This is a genomic window from Amycolatopsis sp. FDAARGOS 1241 (genome assembly GCF_016889705.1).
GTDB lineage: Bacteria > Actinomycetota > Actinomycetes > Mycobacteriales > Pseudonocardiaceae > Amycolatopsis.
On sequence record NZ_CP069526.1, the window covers coordinates 4,280,957 to 4,296,922 of the forward strand.

The window sequence follows — 15,966 nt, forward strand, 5'->3', positions numbered from 1 at the left end:
GTCAGAAGAAAGTACCGCACCACGAGGCGCGGCGCGTCCCGAACAGCGTGTCCACGTGCGCCGGGGCGGCCGCGTCGAGGACCTCGATCCGGCCGGTGCCGGCGAGGTCGGACGCGCGCCACGCTCCGAAGTAGAGCATCGCCAGCGAAGCGGCGTCGAGGCGCAACGCGGGTTCGGAGTCGCTGCGTTCCGCGCCGTCGGCGCCCACGCGGTAGCAGCCGTCATTGGCGGGCAGGTGCGGGTCCCGCACCTCGAGCACCACCGGTTCGGCCGGGGCGTAGGTGCGGGCGGTGAGCGCGGCCGGGACGTCGACCACGCGCAGCCACAGCTCGTCCTCCACGCCGGTGACCTTGACCGCGCGCGGGTCGGTGAACAGCAGCTCGGCCGGTTCGTCGAGCGGGCGGGCGATCGCGGAGATCTCGTCGACGAGGTCGACCGACAGCAGGAACCGCCACAGCCCGGCGAACGCGGCCGGGTTGGTGTACTGGAGCTGCAGCACGGTCATCTTCTGGCGGCCCGCGTCGCGGTTCACGTGGTAGACGGCGAAGCCGTCCACGCCGTCCTGACCGCGGTGCACCGCGGTCTCGATCGGGCTCGACTCGCGGCGCAGGTAGTTCTCGTGCGGGGGCCAGTAGTACGGGGGCCGGGTCATCGTGCCGGCGCGGGTCGGGCTCGTGGCGGCGTAGAGGTCGGGCCACTGGATCGCGGCCTGCTCGAGGCCGAACACGTTGACCTCGCCGCCGGCCGGAACGTGTGCCCGCAGCCGGGCGCGGTGGCGGTCGACGGTGAGGTCGCGGCTGAGGGTCGCGACGCCGTAGCCGTAGCGCCCGTAGATGACGCCTTCACTGGCGTGCAGGGTCGCGAGCGTGACACCGCGTTCGGCGAAGTCCTGCAGCTGCGCGGTCATCATCGAGCTGAGTACCCCGCGGCGGGTCCGGCCGGCCCGGACTCCGACGCCGGTGACGGCCGCGAGCGGCACGCGTGCACCGCCGGGCACGACCGTTTCTGCGTCGAACGCGTACACCGTGCCGATCAGCTCGGGGTCGTACGCGCCGAACCGGCGCGACCCCGGGGCCTGGAGCGCATCGGCGACGCGCTCCCATTCCTCGTCGCTGCCGGCTTTGACGTGCAGGGCCGAACGGAACAGGTTCCAGGCCGCGCGGTGCTCGTCGGCGGTCTTCAGGAGCCGTACGGTGTGGTCGCTCATGGCCGGATCATCCTGTGCCGCGCGCGGGGTGGTCCACCGATTTACCGCGGGTCAGCCGGCGGCGGGTGGTGAGACCTCGTAGTTGCCGTCGGTGCCCTTGACGGTGATCTTCACCTGCTGCGGCTTGCCGTTGATGGTCGCGGTGCACTCGAACGTGGCGCCGTCGGCGACCTTCTGCTCGGCCGGGCAGGTGACGCCGCCGACGCCTTCGATCTTGTAGGTGTCGGTGAGCAGCTTCGCGACGTCGGTCTGCATCTGGGTGTTGTTGAAGACCTCGGTCTTGAAGAAGCCCGGCGCGACGAACCCGAGGATCGCGACCACCGCGACGACCACGACGAGCGCGCCGACGCCGATGAACAGGCCCTTCTTCGACTTCGGCTGCTCTCCGGAGCCTCCGGCGGTCTGGGCCACGGCGGTGGCCTGGCCGTAGTCGTACTGGCCGGGTGGCTGCTGGCCGTAGGCGGGCTGGGCGTGCGGGCCGCTCGGGGGCTGCTGGCCGTAGAGCGGCTGCTGCTGCGGCCCGCTCTGCGGGTAGCCACCGCCGGGCTGCTGCCCGTATGGGGGCTGCTGCTGGCGGTTGGGGTCGTAGGGCTGCCCGTACGGCTGCGGGGGCGGCTGCTGGCCCCACTGCGGCTGCTGCGGTGGGGTGAAGCCGCCGGGCTGTTGCCCGTACTGCGGTTGCTGGCCGTACTGGGGCTGCTGCTGGGGTTGCTGGGGTTGAACCCACTGGGTGGGCTGCGAGTCGTAGGTCTGGGGCTGCTGCTGGCCGTACTGCTGCGGGTTGTAGGGCTGCTGCTGTTCCTGCGGCCCGCTCGGCGGGTAGGCGCCGCCCGGCTGTTGCCCGTACTGCGGCTGCTGCCCGTACTGGGGCTGCTGGGGGTCGTTGCCGCCATACGGCGTGCTCATCGCTTGCCTCCGCCTTGTTCTCCTGCCGCAGCAGTTCCGCCCGGCCCGGGAGGGGCTGCTGCCCACGGTGTCGTGCGCGATCCAACCACAGGTCGGGGCCGAGCACACGCGTCCACGCACACCCTGTCCGACCGGTGACCTTCGCGTGCCCGCGAGCGCCTTTCGGGTAACGCGGATTTCACGCGCCACCGGCCGCGACGACGCCGCGGCGCAGGGCGCGCACGGCGTCCGCGGCGGTGGCGCCGACGGGATCGGCCTTGCCGAGGACGTCGCGGATCTGGTCGAGCAGGTCGATCACCTGACGTGACCAGCGCACGAAATCACCGGCCGAGAGCTCCTGGCCGTTGGTCTCGGCGGCGGTGAGGACCTTTTCGAGCGATTCGCCGCGGGCCCAGCGGTAGACCGGCCAGGCGAAGCCGGCGTCGGGTTCGCGGGTGCGCTCGAGGTGGTGGCGGCGTTCGTCCTCGGTGAGGTCCACCCACAGCTTGGTGGTCTCCTCCCAGGCTTTGGGCACGGCGCCGCCGGGCAGCCGCGGCTCCCCCGCCGTGTCGCGGCGGGCTTCGAACACGAGCGTGGAGACCACGGCGGCGAGTTCGGCGGGGCCGAGGTTCTCCCACACGCCGTGGCGGATGCATTCGGCGGCGAGCAGGTCGGACTCGCTGTAGAGGCGGGCGAGGCGGTGGCCGTGCTCGGTGACGCGGTCCTCACCGGTGCCGGGGCCGAGGTAGCCGCGTTCGCCGAGGAGGGCGAGGATGCGGTCGAACGCGCGGGCCAGTGAGTGCGTGGTGGCGGCGACCTTGCGTTCGAGCTGCTCGGTTTCGGCCTGCAGCCGCTGGTAGCGCTCGACCCAGCGCAGGTTGGCCTCGCGTTCGGCGAGGCCGTGGCAGGGGTGGGCGCGCAGGGCGCGGCGCAGCGAGTTCAGCTCGGCGTCGTCGCCCGCGCCGGGGCGGCGGCGCGGGCGGCCGGGCAGGGCGATGCCGGCGTTGCGCAGCGAGGACGCGATGTCGCGGCGGGTTTTGGGCGAGCGCAGCTCGATGTGCTTGGGCAGGCGGATGCGCCCGAGCGGCTCGACCGGCGACGGGAAGTCCGCCACCGACAGCGGGCCCGACCAGCGGTCTTCGGTGACGACCACGGGCCGGGGTTCGCGGATCGGGTCCAGGCCCGGGTCGACGACCACGGCGAGGCCGGCGCGGCGGCCCGCGGGCACGGCGATCACGTCGCCTTTGCGCAGCTTCTCCAGCGACTCGGCGGTGCCGGCGCGGCGGGCGGCGGTGTTCTGGCGTGACAGCGCCTTCTCCCGCGCCGAGATCTTCGCGCGCAGCTCCACGTATTCCAGCATCTCGTCGAACTCGCCGGTGACCGCGCCCGCGTAGCCCTTGAGGGCTTCCTTGTTGCGTTCGATGCGCCGGGCGGTGCCGACCACGGAGCGGTCGGCCTGGAACTGGGCGAAGGACTGCTCCAGCAGCTCGCGGGCGGCGTCGGCGCCGACCTGGGCGACGAGGTTGACGGCCATGTTGTAGCCGGGCCGGAACGACGAGCGCAGCGGGTAGGTGCGGGTGGAGGCCAGGCCGGCGACCTGCTTGGGGTCCACGCCCGGCTGCCACGCGACCACAGCGTGGCCTTCGACGTCGATGCCGCGGCGCCCGGCGCGGCCGGTGAGCTGGGTGTACTCGCCCGGGGTGAGGTCGACGTGAGCTTCGCCGTTGTACTTGACCAGCCTCTCGAGCACGACGGTGCGGGCGGGCATGTTGATGCCGAGCGCGAGGGTCTCGGTGGCGAACACGACCTTGACCAGGCCGCGGACGAACAGTTCCTCCACGGTCTCCTTGAACGCGGGCAGCAGCCCGGCGTGGTGGCCGGCGAAGCCGCGTTCGAGGGCTTCGCGCCACTCCCAGTAGCCCAGCACCCCGAGGTCGCCCTCGGGCAGGTCGGCGGTGCGTTCGTCGATGATCCGGCGGATTTCCTCGACCTGTTCGGGTCCGTTGAGCCGCAGGCCCGAGCGCACGCACTGGGCGACGGCGGCGTCGCAGCCGGCGCGGGAGAAGATGAACACGATCGCGGGCAGCAGCCCAGCCGCGTCGAGCCGTTCGGTGACGTCGACACGGGAGGGCGGGCGGAACCGCGGCGGGCGGGGTGCGCCGCGGCGGCCGCCGCGGTTGCCGCGCAGGGCCGCGGGCGCGAAGCGGCCGATCTCCTCGGTGCGGCGCAGGAGGCCGGGGTTGATCTTCAGCTCGGCGCCGGGGTCGGCTTCGTCCTGGCCGGCGAACAGGTCCAGCAGGCGGTTGCCGACGAGCATGTGCTGCCACAGCGGGACGGGCCGGTGCTCGTCGACGACGACGGTGGTGTCGCCGCGGACTTCCACGAGCCACTCGCCGAACTCCTCGGCGTTGCTCACGGTGGCCGACAGCCCGACCACGCGGACGTGTTCGGGCAGGTGGAGGATCACTTCCTCCCACACGGCGCCGCGGAAGCGGTCGGCGAGGTAGTGGACCTCGTCCATCACGACGTAGCCGAGCTCCGGGATGCTGGAGCTGCCGGCGTAGAGCATGTTCCGCAGGACCTCGGTGGTCATCACGACCACCTGGGCGTTGCCGTTGATGGAGGTGTCGCCGGTCAGCAGGCCGACGGCGTCGGTGCCGTAGCGGCCGACGAGGTCGGCGTACTTCTGGTTCGACAGCGCCTTGATGGGGGTCGTGTAGAAGCACTTGCGGCCTTCGGCCAGCGCCAGGTGCACCGCGAACTCGCCGACGACGGTCTTGCCGGCGCCGGTGGGCGCGCACACGAGCACCCCGTGGCCGTCTTCGAGGGCTTCGCAGCCACGGACCTGGAACTCGTCGAACTCGAAGGACACCTCGCCCGCGAAGCGCGTCAGCTCGGGGTACTTGCCGCGGCGGCGCGAGACCGCATAGGCCTCGGCCGGGGATGGTGAAGGGCTACTGGCCACCCACTCAGGGTTCCACACGGCACCGACAGTCCGCACGCGGCGTGCCGACCGTTCGGTGACCGGCCGGTTACGGGGTCGGTGCGACGACGGTGAGCGCGCCGGGCACGCAGGTGGCGGTGACGGGGGTGCTGCCCTGCGATTCGCCGTCGGCGTAGGCGGGCCAGCCGGCGCTTTCGGGGGTTTGCGGGCCGTCGATGCTGAGGGTGCGGGTGCGCAGGGTGCGTACGGCGGGGTGGTCGAGGTGGGCGCCGGTGCGCAGGCCGGGCAGCAGGCGCAGCAGCTGCAGGCGGCCGGCTGCGCCGATGATCGTGACGTCGAACAGGCCGTCGTCGGGGGTGGCCCGGGGGCAGATGGGGACGCCGCCGCCGTAGTAGGGGGTGTTGCCGACGGCGACGAGGGTGGCGTCGAGTTCGAGGGTCTCCTCGTCGGTGCGGAGGGTGACGGGGCGGGGCTTGAACGCGGCGAGCTCGGCGAGGATGGCGACGTCGTAGCGGAGCGGTCCGGCGGGCCAGCGGAGGCTGTTGGCACGGGCGTTGACCGCTGCGTCGAAGCCGGAGCACAGGACGGTGGCGAACCAGGCGGCGCCGGTGCGGCCGAGGTCGAGCCGGCGCCGGGTGCCGGCCCGCAGCGCGGCGGCAAGGGCGTCGGTGGCCCGGATTGTGTCGGGTGGGGTGCCGAGGGCGCGGGCGAAGTCGTTGCCGGTACCGGAGGGGATGAGGCCGAGGGCGACGTCGTGGTCGGCGCAGAACTGCACGCCCTGGTGGGCGGCGCCGTCGCCGCCGAGGACGACGAGCACGTCGAGGCCCTCGGCGTGGGAGGAGCGCATGAGGGCGCGGGATTGCTCGACGCTGGTGGCGACGAGCACGTCGAGCCGGTCGACGGCGGGACGCAGCCGATCGGCGACGGCGTCGGCGATCCGGGCCGCGGCTCCGTGGCCGGAGGCCGGGTGGACGGCCAGCGCTGCGTTCACGCCCACGGGCGGCTACGTGATGTCGTCGGTCGTGGTGGCGCGCGGCGAGGTCGCGGGCTCGTCGTCGATGGTGCTCGGGGTGTAGTTGAAGGGCGCCGCTTCGTCGTCGGCGAGCTTGTCCCAGCCCTCGTCTTCGCGGACCTTGTTGCGTTTGCGGTCGTGGATGCGCGCGATCTGGATGGCGATCTCGAACAGGATCGTGAGCGCGCCGGCGAGGCCGAGCATCGAGAACGGGTCGGAGCCCGGGGTGGCGAAGGCGGCGAACACGAACAGTGCGAACAGGATGCCGCGGCGCCACTTGCGCAGCTGCCGGTATTTGACGACGCCGACCATGTTGAGCATGACGATGATCAGCGGTAGCTCGAAGCTGACGCCGAAGATGACCAGCAGGGACAGGATGAACGAGATGTACTTGTCCGCGGTGAGCGCGGTGACGAACTGTTCCTGGCCGAATCCGGCGAGCAGGGCCAGCGCGTGGGGCACGAGCAGGTAGGCGAGCACGGCGCCGGCGATGAACAGCACGGACGCGAAGCCGACGAAGGTGAGCGCGTACTTGCGTTCCTTCGAGTACAGGCCCGGGGCGATGAAGGCCCAGAACTGGTAGAGCCAGAAGGGGGAGAGCAGGACCGCGCCGGCGGCGATGCCGATCTTGAGGCGGATCGTGAACGCTTCGAACGGCACGGTCTGAAGGAGCCGGCAGCCGCCCTGGTCGCCGCCGAACCGCTGGGAGGGGGGGATGGCGCAGTAGGGCTGGGTGACGATGTTGCCCAGTGACGGGATCGGCCCGAGGTGCTGCTCGAACCAGATGAAGCCGAAGATGCCGCCGATGACCACGAACAGCAGGGCGAAGCCCAGCCTGCGGCGGAACTCGTAGATGTGCTCGATGAGCGTCATCGTGCCGTCGGGGTTCTTCCGACGGCTGCGCCTGGTCCGCTTGCTGCTGCGGCCGGCACCTGCGCCGTTGGCGGCTTCCGCCACTGGTCTTTCCGTTCTCGTCATAGCCCGCCGGAGCGCACCGGGTTCAGCGCGCTCCGCGGACCGGGGACCGGGTGGTGCGGGTGGGGCTCAGCTGGCGTTCTTCTGCGGCTGGTCGGCCGACGAGGCCTGCTGCTTCTTCAGCTCGTCGAGCTGGCGCTGGAGGTCGGCGACCTGCTGGTCCTGTGCCGGGGCCGTCGACTGCGGGAGCTGGCGGGTCTCGGCCTCCTCGGCCTCGGCCTTCTGCTCGCCCGTGAGGTCCTTGGTCTCGGCCTTGAAGATCTTCATGGACTTGCCGATGGAGCGGGCGGCGTCCGGAAGCCTCTTGGCTCCGAAGAGCAGAACCACGACGAGCACCAGCAGGATGATGTGCCACGGCTGCAGCGCGTTCATGGGTGGCCTCCTTGTTTCGAGTCGTTGCCGATGTTACTGGTTTTCCGGTGCCTCGCGGCGCTGCGCCACGGCCACGCGAAGTGCTGCCGACCGGGCCCGGATCAGTCCGGTCCGGTCCTGGGTGTCCTCAGCCACCATGCTCACCGTGCGGCGGAAGCCGCGCAAGACTCTGATCGTCCGCACCAGCAGGAGGATCAGGACGAGCAGGCCCGCCGCGAGCAGCACGTAGGTGGGCAAGTACGACACGTGGGTTACCTTAACGGCCGTAGGTTGACGGTAGGTGACGGGATCGGGCCACCGCGTCGGCCGCGCGCCGTCGAACGGCGTCCGCCAGTGTGACGGGGCTCTCCACCTGCGCATCTCCGCCGAGCCCGAGGACCAGGCGGACCATCCAGGACTCGTCCGCGTAGCGCATCCGGATCCGCAACCGGCCGCCGTCGAGCTCGTCGAGCTCTTCGCACGGGTAGTACTCGGCGACCCAGCGCGCGTCGGGGTCGAGCACGAGCTCGGCCTCCTGCTGGTCGGGCCGCACGGAGAACACGCCGTCGGACAGGTCGGTGGGGCGGGCGTGCGCGGGCGGCGCGGCGGGTTCGTCGAGCACGGTCAGCTCATCGATGCGGTCCAGCCGGAACAGCCGCACCCCCTCGACGCGGCGGCACCACGCTTCGAGGTAGCCGACGGCCTGCACGATCAGCAGCCGCATCGGGTCCACGGTGCGTTCGGTGACCTGGTCCTTGGACGCGGTGTAGTAGCGGATCCGCAGGGCGCGCCCGGCCTGCAGCGCGGCCGCGACCTGCTCGCGGGTCTTCGCGGCGCGTTTTCCCTCGCGCACGCCGCCGCCGACGACGACACCAGCGGGCTGGGCCTGCCCGGCCGCGTCCTCGATCTTGGCGCTGGCGCGACGCACGGCGTCACCGTCGACCACGCCGGGGGTTTCGGCGAGCGCGCGCAACGCGACGAGCAGGGCGGTGGCCTCGCCGCCGGTGAGGCGCAGGGGCCGGCTCATGCCGGCGTCGTGGGTGACGACGATGGTGTCGCCTTCGAAGGACAGGTCGATGAGGTCGCCGGGGCCGTAGCCGGGCAGACCGCACATCCACAGCAGCTCGAGGTCCTTGCGCAGCTGCCGGGGGGTGACGTCGAAGTCGTGGGCCGCCTCGTCGACGCGCACGCCGGGACGCGCGAGCAGGTAGGGCACGAGTGCGAGCAGGCGCGGCATGCGCTCTCCGGATCCACTCACCGGGCGCTCCCCTGCTCGGCGCGGGCGAGGACGGCCTCGAGCCGGTGCTGCACGGATTTGGCCAGCACGTCGGGTTCGAGCACGAGCACGTCGGGGCCTTGGGCGGCGATCCAGTCGGCGGCCGATTCGGGGAAGTACAGGCCGATCTCGACGACGTCGCCCTCTTCGCCGCCGATGGTTTCGCGGCCGACGACGGCGGCTCGGCGGCGGACGCCCGCGGCGCGGCCGTCGGCGATCCAGAGCCGCGCGGTCGTGACGGGGTTCTGTTCGTCGCCGCTGTCGGTGACCGAGACGAGTTTGAGCAGGTTGACGCCCTCCGGCCGCGTCACGGCGCCGGGCGGGCCGATGGGCGTGACCGTGCCGGTGACCCGCGAGAGGCGGAAGCAGCGGGTGGCGCCGCGGTCGCGGTCGTGCCCGACGACGTACCAGCGGGCGCGCCACGACACGACGCCCCACGGTTCGAGCTCGCGCATCCGGCGCTCCGGGGAGCCACTGCGGCGGTATTCGAACCGCACGGCCTGGCCGTTCTGCACGGCGGCGAGCAGCGGTCCGAACGCCGGTTCGGCGCGCACGCGGGGTTCGATCACGGTGTTGGCCTGGTCGTCGACCTCGACGCCGGCGGCGCGCAGCTTCACGAGAGCGCCCTGGGCCTGGCCGGTCAGCTCGGGCGAGTCCCACAGGCGCACCGCGAGGCCGACCGCGGCGGCTTCGTCGGGGGCCAGGTCGATCTCGCCCAGCTCGTAGTCGCGGCGGGCGATGCGGTAGCCCTCGATGGGGTCGAAGGCGGAGTTGCGGCCGGTCTCCAGCGGGATGCCGAGCTCCCGCAGCTCGGTCTTGTCGCGTTCGAACGTGCGGAAGAAGGCCTCGTCGCTGGCCGCGTCGGCGTACCCGGGCACGATCCCGCGGATCCGCTCGGCGGTGAGGTACTGCCGGGTGGACAGGAGGGCGAGCACGAGGTTGACCAGCCGTTCGGCGCGTGCGGTGGACACCCGTCAACCCTAGCTCTCCTCCCCGTTCTCTTTCGTGAGGTTCCCCGAACACGCCGTCGGCGTGCCTCGGCGGCTTTTTCGCCGGGTCTCGTTCGCGCGCGGGCGGCCCTAGCCTGGGTGGCATGACTGAACGTGTGCTTCTGGTGACCGGAGCGTCGCGGGGGATCGGTGCGGCGACGGCGAGACGGGCCGTCGCCGCCGGGTTCCGCGTGGGGCTCGTCGCGCGCAACGCCGGCTCGGTGGGACCGCTCGCGGCGGAGCTCGGCGAGGGGCAGGCGCTGCCGCTGGCCGCCGACGTGGCGGACTGGCCGAGCATCTCGGGTGCGGTGGAGGCGGTGCTGGCGCGCTTCGGCCGGCTCGACGCGGTGTTCGCCAACGCCGGCATCGGGATGGGGGTGTCGTTCTTCGGTGACGGCGGTGCGGAACCCGAACGGTGGCGGGAGCTGGTGCTGACCAACGTCTACGGTGCCGCGCTCACGGCGCGCGCGACGTTGCCGGCGCTGGCCGCGTCGGGCGGGCACCTGGTGCTCACGGGTTCGGTCGCGGGCCGATACCCGCGCAAGGGGAGCCTGTACTCGGCGACGAAGTGGGCGGTCAGCGGGATGGCCGCGGGGATCCGCGAAGAGGCGGTGGGCACCGGGGTGCGGGTGACGCTGGTGCAGCCGGGCATCACCGACACCGGCATCCTCACCGAGGAGCAGCGGCGCAAGCCCAAGCTCGAGGCCGACGACGTGGCCCGCGCCGTGCTCTACGCGCTGGAGCAGCCGCCGACGGTCGACGTCAACGAGATCATGGTCCGCCCGACCGGGCAGGTCCTCTAACGCACCAGCCGGGCGACGCGGCCGCCGGTGCCACTGGCCCAGCAGCTGCCGAGCGGGGTGCAGTCGACGGTGTCGAAGCTGCCGGTGTCGAAGGGGCTCCAGTGGCGGCCGCCGTCGCGGCTGAGGTCGCTGCCCGGGACCGACGGCGATGACCGACCCGCCGAGCCACGCCGGCCCCGACCGGTAGCCCGCCGGGTACTGCGGCGGGGTGCGCCAGGTGCGGCCGCGGTCGCCCGAGAGCGCGACGGCCGGGCCGGGCGCGGTGGGGTCGGCGAAGTCGCCGCCGATGGCGACGCCCCGCCACGGGGTGTGGAACGCGAGAGGGCGAACACCCCGGCCGAGGCGCTGCTGGGCAGCGGCGTGGCGGCGACGGTCCAGTGCTGGCCGGCGTCGCCGGTGTGCAGCACTCGGGCGGTGGTGGCGCCGCCGGTGGCGAGCCACCCGTCGGCCGGGCCTGAGGCGGTCAGGCACCGGCCGCTCGCTGCGAACCCGGCCTCCCCGGGCAGCGCGGGCGGGAACGCGGCCGCGGGCAGCTGCCGCCAGGTGCGGCCGCCGTCGGCGCTGGCCTGCGCGCGGAACTTCCCGTCGACGGGGTCGCTCATGGCCAGCCCGCGCCGGGGGTCGAAGAACGCGACGCAGTCGAAGAACGCGACGCAGTCGAAGAACGCGGCCGGGTCGGGGTTGCGGAAGGTCTCGCGCCAGTGCCGGCCGGCGTCGTCGGTGCGGTAGATCCGGGAGTCGGTGCCGGGACCGATGGCGAGGACCACGGCGTGGTCGGCGTCGAAGGCCTCGATGTCGCGGAATTCCAGGGTCCCCGTGCCCGGCGGGCCGACCGGCGTCCAGGTCCGCCCGCCGTCGGTGGTGCGCAGCACCGTCCCCTGGGTGCCGCTGACCCACGCCACCCGGCCGCCGACCGCCGAAAGCCCGCGGAACTGCGCCGTGGTCCCGGTCGGCGTGAGTTGCCACGACGGGAGCCGTTGGGCCGCGGTCGCGACGCCACCGGCGGCGAGCGGGAGGACAGCACCGAGCAGGACCAGCAACGCACGCACGACACGCATGCGCCGATCCTGCCGCACCCCGGCGGCGGCTTTCGTCAGGAACGCCGGAGGGGCCCTCCCCCAGCGCGGGAGGGCCCCTCCGGCGGCAGTACGGGTTACAGCGAGCTGATCAGGCGCTCCACCCGCTCGTCGACCGAGCGGAACGGGTCCTTGCACAGCACGGTCCGCTGCGCCTGGTCGTTGAGCTTCAGGTGCACCCAGTCGACGGTGAAGTCGCGCCCGGCGGCCTGCGCGGCGGCGATGAAGTCGCCGCGCAGCTTCGCGCGGGTGGTCTGCGGCGGGGTGTCCTTGGCCGCCTCGATCTCGCCGTCGTCGGTGACGCGGCGGACCAGGCCCTTGCGCTGCAGCAGGTCGAAGATGCCCCGGCCGCGGCGGATGTCGTGGTAGGCCAGGTCGAGCTGCGCGACGCGCGGGCTGGACAGGTCCAGGTCGTGCTTGGCGCGGTAGCGCTCGACGAGGCGGTGCTTGATCGCCCAGTCGATCTCGGTGTCGATCTTGCTGAAGTCCTGCTGTTCCACCGCCTCCAGGGCGCGGCCCCACAGCTCGACGACCCGCTCGTTGGCCGGGGTGGAGCCGTTTTCCTTGAGGTGCTGCACGGCCCGGGCGTGGTACTCCCGCTGGATGTCCAGCGCCGACGCTTCGCGGCCGCCGGCGAGCCGGACCTGACGGCGGCCGGTGAGGTCGTGGCTGATCTCGCGGATCGCCCGGATCGGGTTGTCCAGCGTGAAGTCGCGGAACTGCACCCCCGCTTCGATCATCTCCAGCACGAGGTTCGCGGAGCCGATCTTGAGCATCGTGGTCGGCTCGGCCATGTTCGAGTCACCCACGATCACGTGCAGGCGCCGGTAGCGCTCGGCGTCGGCGTGGGGCTCGTCGCGGGTGTTGATGATGGGCCGCGACCGGGTGGTGGCGCTGGAGACGCCCTCCCAGATGTGCTCGGCGCGCTGCGACAGGCAGTACACGGCGCCACGCGGGGTCTGCAGGACCTTGCCCGCGCCGCAGATCAGCTGGCGGGTGACGAGGAACGGCAGCAACACGTCGGCGATCCGGGAGAACTCGCCGGCGCGGGTCACGAGGTAGTTCTCGTGGCAGCCATAGGAGTTGCCCGCGGAGTCGGTGTTGTTCTTGAACAGGAAGATGTCGCCGCCGATGCCCTCGTCGGCCAGCCGCCGCTCGGCGTCGACGAGCAGGTCCTCGAGGATCCGCTCACCGGCCTTGTCGTGGGTGACCAGCTGGGTGAGGTCGTCGCACTCGGCCGTCGCGTACTCGGGGTGCGACCCGACGTCCAGGTAGAGCCGTGAGCCGTTGGACAGGAACACGTTCGACGAGCGTCCCCACGACACGACCCGCCGGAAGAGATACCGCGCGACCTCGTCGGGTGAGAGCCTGCGCTGACCGTGGAAGGTGCACGTGACCCCGAACTCGGTCTCGATGCCAAAGATCCGCCGCTGCATCCCACCAGAGTAGGCGCTGCACCCCCACCTGAGGTGCGCCGATCGGGCGGCGACACGCGGTCGGTACGTTGCAACGCGAGAAACACCGCGCGAAACCGGCCTGAACCGGGCGCGGCGCCACCCCCGGCGAAGGAGAGGTCAGCGACGGTGTTCCACCAGCTCAGCCGCCCATTCCGGAAGGTCGGGCGCACCGATCGGGCCCTCATCGCGCGCAGTGCCGCGCTGCCTCGAACACGCGGCGACGACGTCCTCGGCTGGCTTTCGAAATCCGCGAACAAATCCCGGTTGTGGTGGGCCGTGGCGGGTCTGCTGGCCACGCGCAAGGGGGCGACGCGGCGGGGTGCGCTGCGCGGGGTCGCGGCGATCGCCGGGGCGAGCGCGGCGGCGAACCTGCTCGGCAAGCCCCTGTTCCCGCGGCGGCGCCCGGCCGAGGACGAGGTCCCCGAGCACCGGCGGCTGCGCAAGCGCCCGACGTCCTCGTCGTTCCCGTCTGGCCACGCCGCGTCCGCGGCCGCCTTCGCGACGGCCGTGGCGATGGAGTCGCCACGCGCCGGGCTCGCCGTCGCCCCGCTCGCCGGCGCGGTGGCGTACTCGCGCGTGCACACCGGTGTGCACTGGCCCAGCGACGTCGGAGCCGGCGTGGTCATCGGTGTCACCGTCGCGACGCTGACACGGCACTGGTGGCCCCTGCACCCGGACGTGCCCGCCCGCACCGCCCACACCGCCGAGGCGCCCGAGATGCGCGACGGCGAGGACATGCTGGCCCTGGTCAACCCGCACTCCGGTGTCGACGGCCAGGACCTCACCGAAGACGTGCGCTTCGCCTGGCCGAAGGCGACGCTGCTCTACCCCGACGCGCGCCGCGACTTGCGCGAACAGCTCAAGTCCGAGATCGACGCGCGGGGCGGGACCGTGCGCGCGCTCGGCGTCGCCGGAGGTGACGGCACGGTCGCCGCCGTCGCGTCCGTCGCCGCCGAACGGGGGCTGCCGCTCGCGCTCATCCCCGCCGGCACGCTCAACCACTTCGCCCGCGACGTCGGCGTGCGCTCCATGCCCGACGCCGACGCCGCCACCGAAGCGGGCAACGCGGTCGGCATCGACCTGGGTGAGGTCGAAGTCCACGGAGCAGGCGAGACCGAACACCGCTGGTTCGTCAACACCGCGAGCCTCGGCGGCTACCCCGAGATGGTGCGGCTGCGCGAAAAGCTGCAGGAGAAACACCCGAAGTGGCCCTCGGCCGCGCTTGCGCTCGCCCGCGTGCTGCGCCGCGCCAAGCCGCTGCCGGTCCTGCTCAACGGCGAACGCACCGAGGTCTGGCTGATCTTCGTCGGCAACGGCACCTACTCCCCCAAGGGGTTCGCACCCTCCCGGCGTCCCGCGCTGGACACCGGCGTGCTCGACGTGCGCTACCTGCGCGCCGACCTGCCCTACTCACGGGCCCGGTTCCTGCTGGCGATGATCACCAACAGCCTCAACGCCAGCCACGTCTACCAGCAGCTCGACGTGTCCGAACTGCGCGTGGAACTGTTCGACGGCAACCGTCGCGTCGCCACCGACGGCGAAGTCGGGCCGCTGGGCAAGGAGTTCGTGTTCCGCGCCCGCCCCAGCGCGCTCACGATCTACCGCAACCCCGACGACCGGGATTGACCAGCGCTTTACCCGCTCTCAACGAATCCACAGCGCCGCGCCCGTACGTTGATCTTGCCAGCTGCGGGCGAACCCTGCCCGCTCCCGTACCCGGCAGGGACCCCACGTGCGTTTCCCCTCCCGCGGCGCCGCGCGCCGCCCCCGCCCCGCGGCGCCGCGATGACCCCGCACGCCGCCGCCTCCGATCCCGTGCTGCCGCCCGACATCACCGCCCACGCGCGCGACCTCGGGCCACTCGAATCGCCACTGATCTGGCTCACCGCCGCCGGTGCGGCGGTCGCCGTGCTCGCCGTGACCATCGCCCTGGCCCACCACCGCCGCGCCCGCCGCTGGGGCACCGCGGGCGCGGTGACCCTCTTCCTCGTCGCCGCCGTCACGGCCGTCAACGGCTACGTCGGCTACGTCCGCACGCCCGACGACCTGCGCCGGCTGTTCGAACGCGGCTCCGGAGCGGCCGACGCCGTGGGCATGCTCCTCGACGACGGCATCGACGAACCCGACGCCGCCCCAGACAGCGCCGCGGCTCCCCATCCGGGCCCGGCGAGCAGCAGCGACCACATCGACGTGCTGAGCCTGCCCGACCCCGCCCACGCCGTGCCCTCCGGCGAGAACTACGTGATCCTCCCGCCCGGCTACACCGACCCGGCCAACGCCGCCCGCCGCTACCCGGTCGTCTACCTCATCCACGGCTACCCCTACGGCGGCCCCCTCGACTGGCTCACCTCCGGCGCCGCCCCCGACACGCTGCGCAGCCTCGAAACCGAGCACGTGATCGCCCCGATGATCACCGTCAGCGTCGACCTCACCGCCGGTACGCCCAGCAAGGACTGGGAAGGCGTCGACGTACCCGGCGGCCCCCAGCTCGAGACCTACCTGGCGAAAACGGTCGTCCCAGCGGTCGACCACCGCTACCGCACCATCCCCGACCGCCGCCACCGCGCCCTCGGCGGCATGTCCGGCGGCGGCTTCGCCGCCCTCAACACCGGCCTCCACCACCTCGATGAGTTCGCCACCCTCGTCATCGCCCTGCCCTACGACGACCTCAACAACTCCATCGGCATCCTCGACGGCCACGCAGGCGCCATCGCCACCAATACCCCGCGCCGCTACCTGCCGACCATGGCCTTCCCCCAGCCCATCGCCGTCATGCTCGCCGTCGGCACCGGCGCCCCCACCGACGTCGCCACCGCCCGCCGCATCGCCGACGCCCTCCACCGCCGCGGCCAGGAAGCCGTCGTCCACAGCGAACACGGCTTCAACCACACCTGGCACACCGCCCGCGCGACCCTGCCCTACCTGCTCGCCTTTGCCGACGAACACTTCCGCCCCACCAACATCCCCGCATCCTGACCAACCCCGAAACGC

General features: G+C 72.5%; 13 protein-coding genes and 1 pseudogene. 3 read left to right on the forward strand and 11 right to left on the reverse strand.

The features are described from left to right. Position 1: 1 nt before the first annotated feature. The 9 genes from I6J71_RS21040 to I6J71_RS21080 all read right to left on the reverse strand — a co-directional run bounded on the left by I6J71_RS21040 (position 2) and on the right by I6J71_RS21080 (position 9,621). Positions 2-1,207: a GNAT family N-acetyltransferase gene (locus tag I6J71_RS21040; RefSeq protein WP_204096259.1), complete on the reverse strand. Its 1,206-nt coding sequence runs from the start codon at positions 1,205-1,207 to the stop codon at positions 2-4. Between the two features lie 51 nt (positions 1,208-1,258). Next, a complete protein-coding gene (locus I6J71_RS21045; RefSeq protein WP_204096260.1) occupies positions 1,259-2,113 on the reverse strand; it encodes a DUF4333 domain-containing protein in 855 nt (284 codons plus the stop codon). Positions 2,114-2,291: 178 nt separating this feature from the next. Beyond that, positions 2,292-5,057, reverse strand: a complete 2,766-nt coding sequence (locus tag I6J71_RS21050) for an RNA helicase (protein WP_204096261.1) — start codon at positions 5,055-5,057, stop codon at positions 2,292-2,294. 67 nt (positions 5,058-5,124) lie between these two features. Continuing rightward, complete coding sequence (locus I6J71_RS21055; protein ID WP_204096262.1) at positions 5,125-6,033, reverse strand: diacylglycerol kinase family protein; 909 nt, start codon at positions 6,031-6,033, stop codon at positions 5,125-5,127. A gap of 6 nt (positions 6,034-6,039) precedes the next feature. Beyond that, positions 6,040-7,005 carry a twin-arginine translocase subunit TatC gene (gene tatC / locus I6J71_RS21060; protein WP_204096263.1) on the reverse strand — a complete coding sequence of 322 codons (966 nt, stop codon included), beginning with the start codon at positions 7,003-7,005 and terminating at the stop codon, positions 6,040-6,042. 87 nt (positions 7,006-7,092) lie between these two features. Next, positions 7,093-7,395, reverse strand: coding sequence for a Sec-independent protein translocase subunit TatA (gene tatA, locus I6J71_RS21065; RefSeq protein ID WP_204096264.1), 303 nt, complete (start codon positions 7,393-7,395; stop codon positions 7,093-7,095). Between the two features lie 33 nt (positions 7,396-7,428). Next, positions 7,429-7,641: a bacteriophage holin gene (locus tag I6J71_RS21070; RefSeq protein WP_204096265.1), complete on the reverse strand. Its 213-nt coding sequence runs from the start codon at positions 7,639-7,641 to the stop codon at positions 7,429-7,431. Between the two features lie 10 nt (positions 7,642-7,651). Then, on the reverse strand, positions 7,652-8,632 hold the full coding sequence (locus I6J71_RS21075; protein WP_204096266.1) for a YafY family protein: 981 nt from the start codon (positions 8,630-8,632) through the stop codon (positions 7,652-7,654). Beyond that, positions 8,629-9,621 carry a YafY family protein gene (locus I6J71_RS21080; RefSeq protein ID WP_204096267.1) on the reverse strand — a complete coding sequence of 331 codons (993 nt, stop codon included), beginning with the start codon at positions 9,619-9,621 and terminating at the stop codon, positions 8,629-8,631. Before I6J71_RS21080 ends, I6J71_RS21075 begins: the two co-directional genes overlap by 4 nt. A gap of 122 nt (positions 9,622-9,743) precedes the next feature. Between I6J71_RS21080 and I6J71_RS21085 the strand changes: the two genes are divergently transcribed. Then, positions 9,744-10,442 (forward strand): SDR family oxidoreductase, encoded by a 699-nt coding sequence (locus I6J71_RS21085; protein ID WP_204096268.1) that lies wholly within the window; start codon positions 9,744-9,746, stop codon positions 10,440-10,442. On the opposite strand, the pseudogene I6J71_RS21090 reads toward I6J71_RS21085, so the two are convergent. Next, positions 10,439-11,500 (reverse strand): annotated as a pseudogene (locus I6J71_RS21090) (oxidoreductase). The gene I6J71_RS21085 and the pseudogene I6J71_RS21090 overlap by 4 nt on opposite strands. Positions 11,501-11,595: 95 nt before the next feature. Then, positions 11,596-12,954 (reverse strand): Pup--protein ligase, encoded by a 1,359-nt coding sequence (gene pafA, locus I6J71_RS21095; protein WP_204096269.1) that lies wholly within the window; start codon positions 12,952-12,954, stop codon positions 11,596-11,598. 147 nt (positions 12,955-13,101) lie between these two features. On the opposite strand from pafA, the gene I6J71_RS21100 reads away from it, so the two are divergent. Next, entirely contained in the window at positions 13,102-14,601 is a 1,500-nt protein-coding gene (locus I6J71_RS21100; RefSeq protein WP_204096270.1) for a bifunctional phosphatase PAP2/diacylglycerol kinase family protein, read from the forward strand. A gap of 159 nt (positions 14,602-14,760) precedes the next feature. Further along, a complete protein-coding gene (locus tag I6J71_RS21105; protein ID WP_204096271.1) occupies positions 14,761-15,951 on the forward strand; it encodes an esterase family protein in 1,191 nt (396 codons plus the stop codon). Positions 15,952-15,966: the final 15 nt, after the last annotated feature.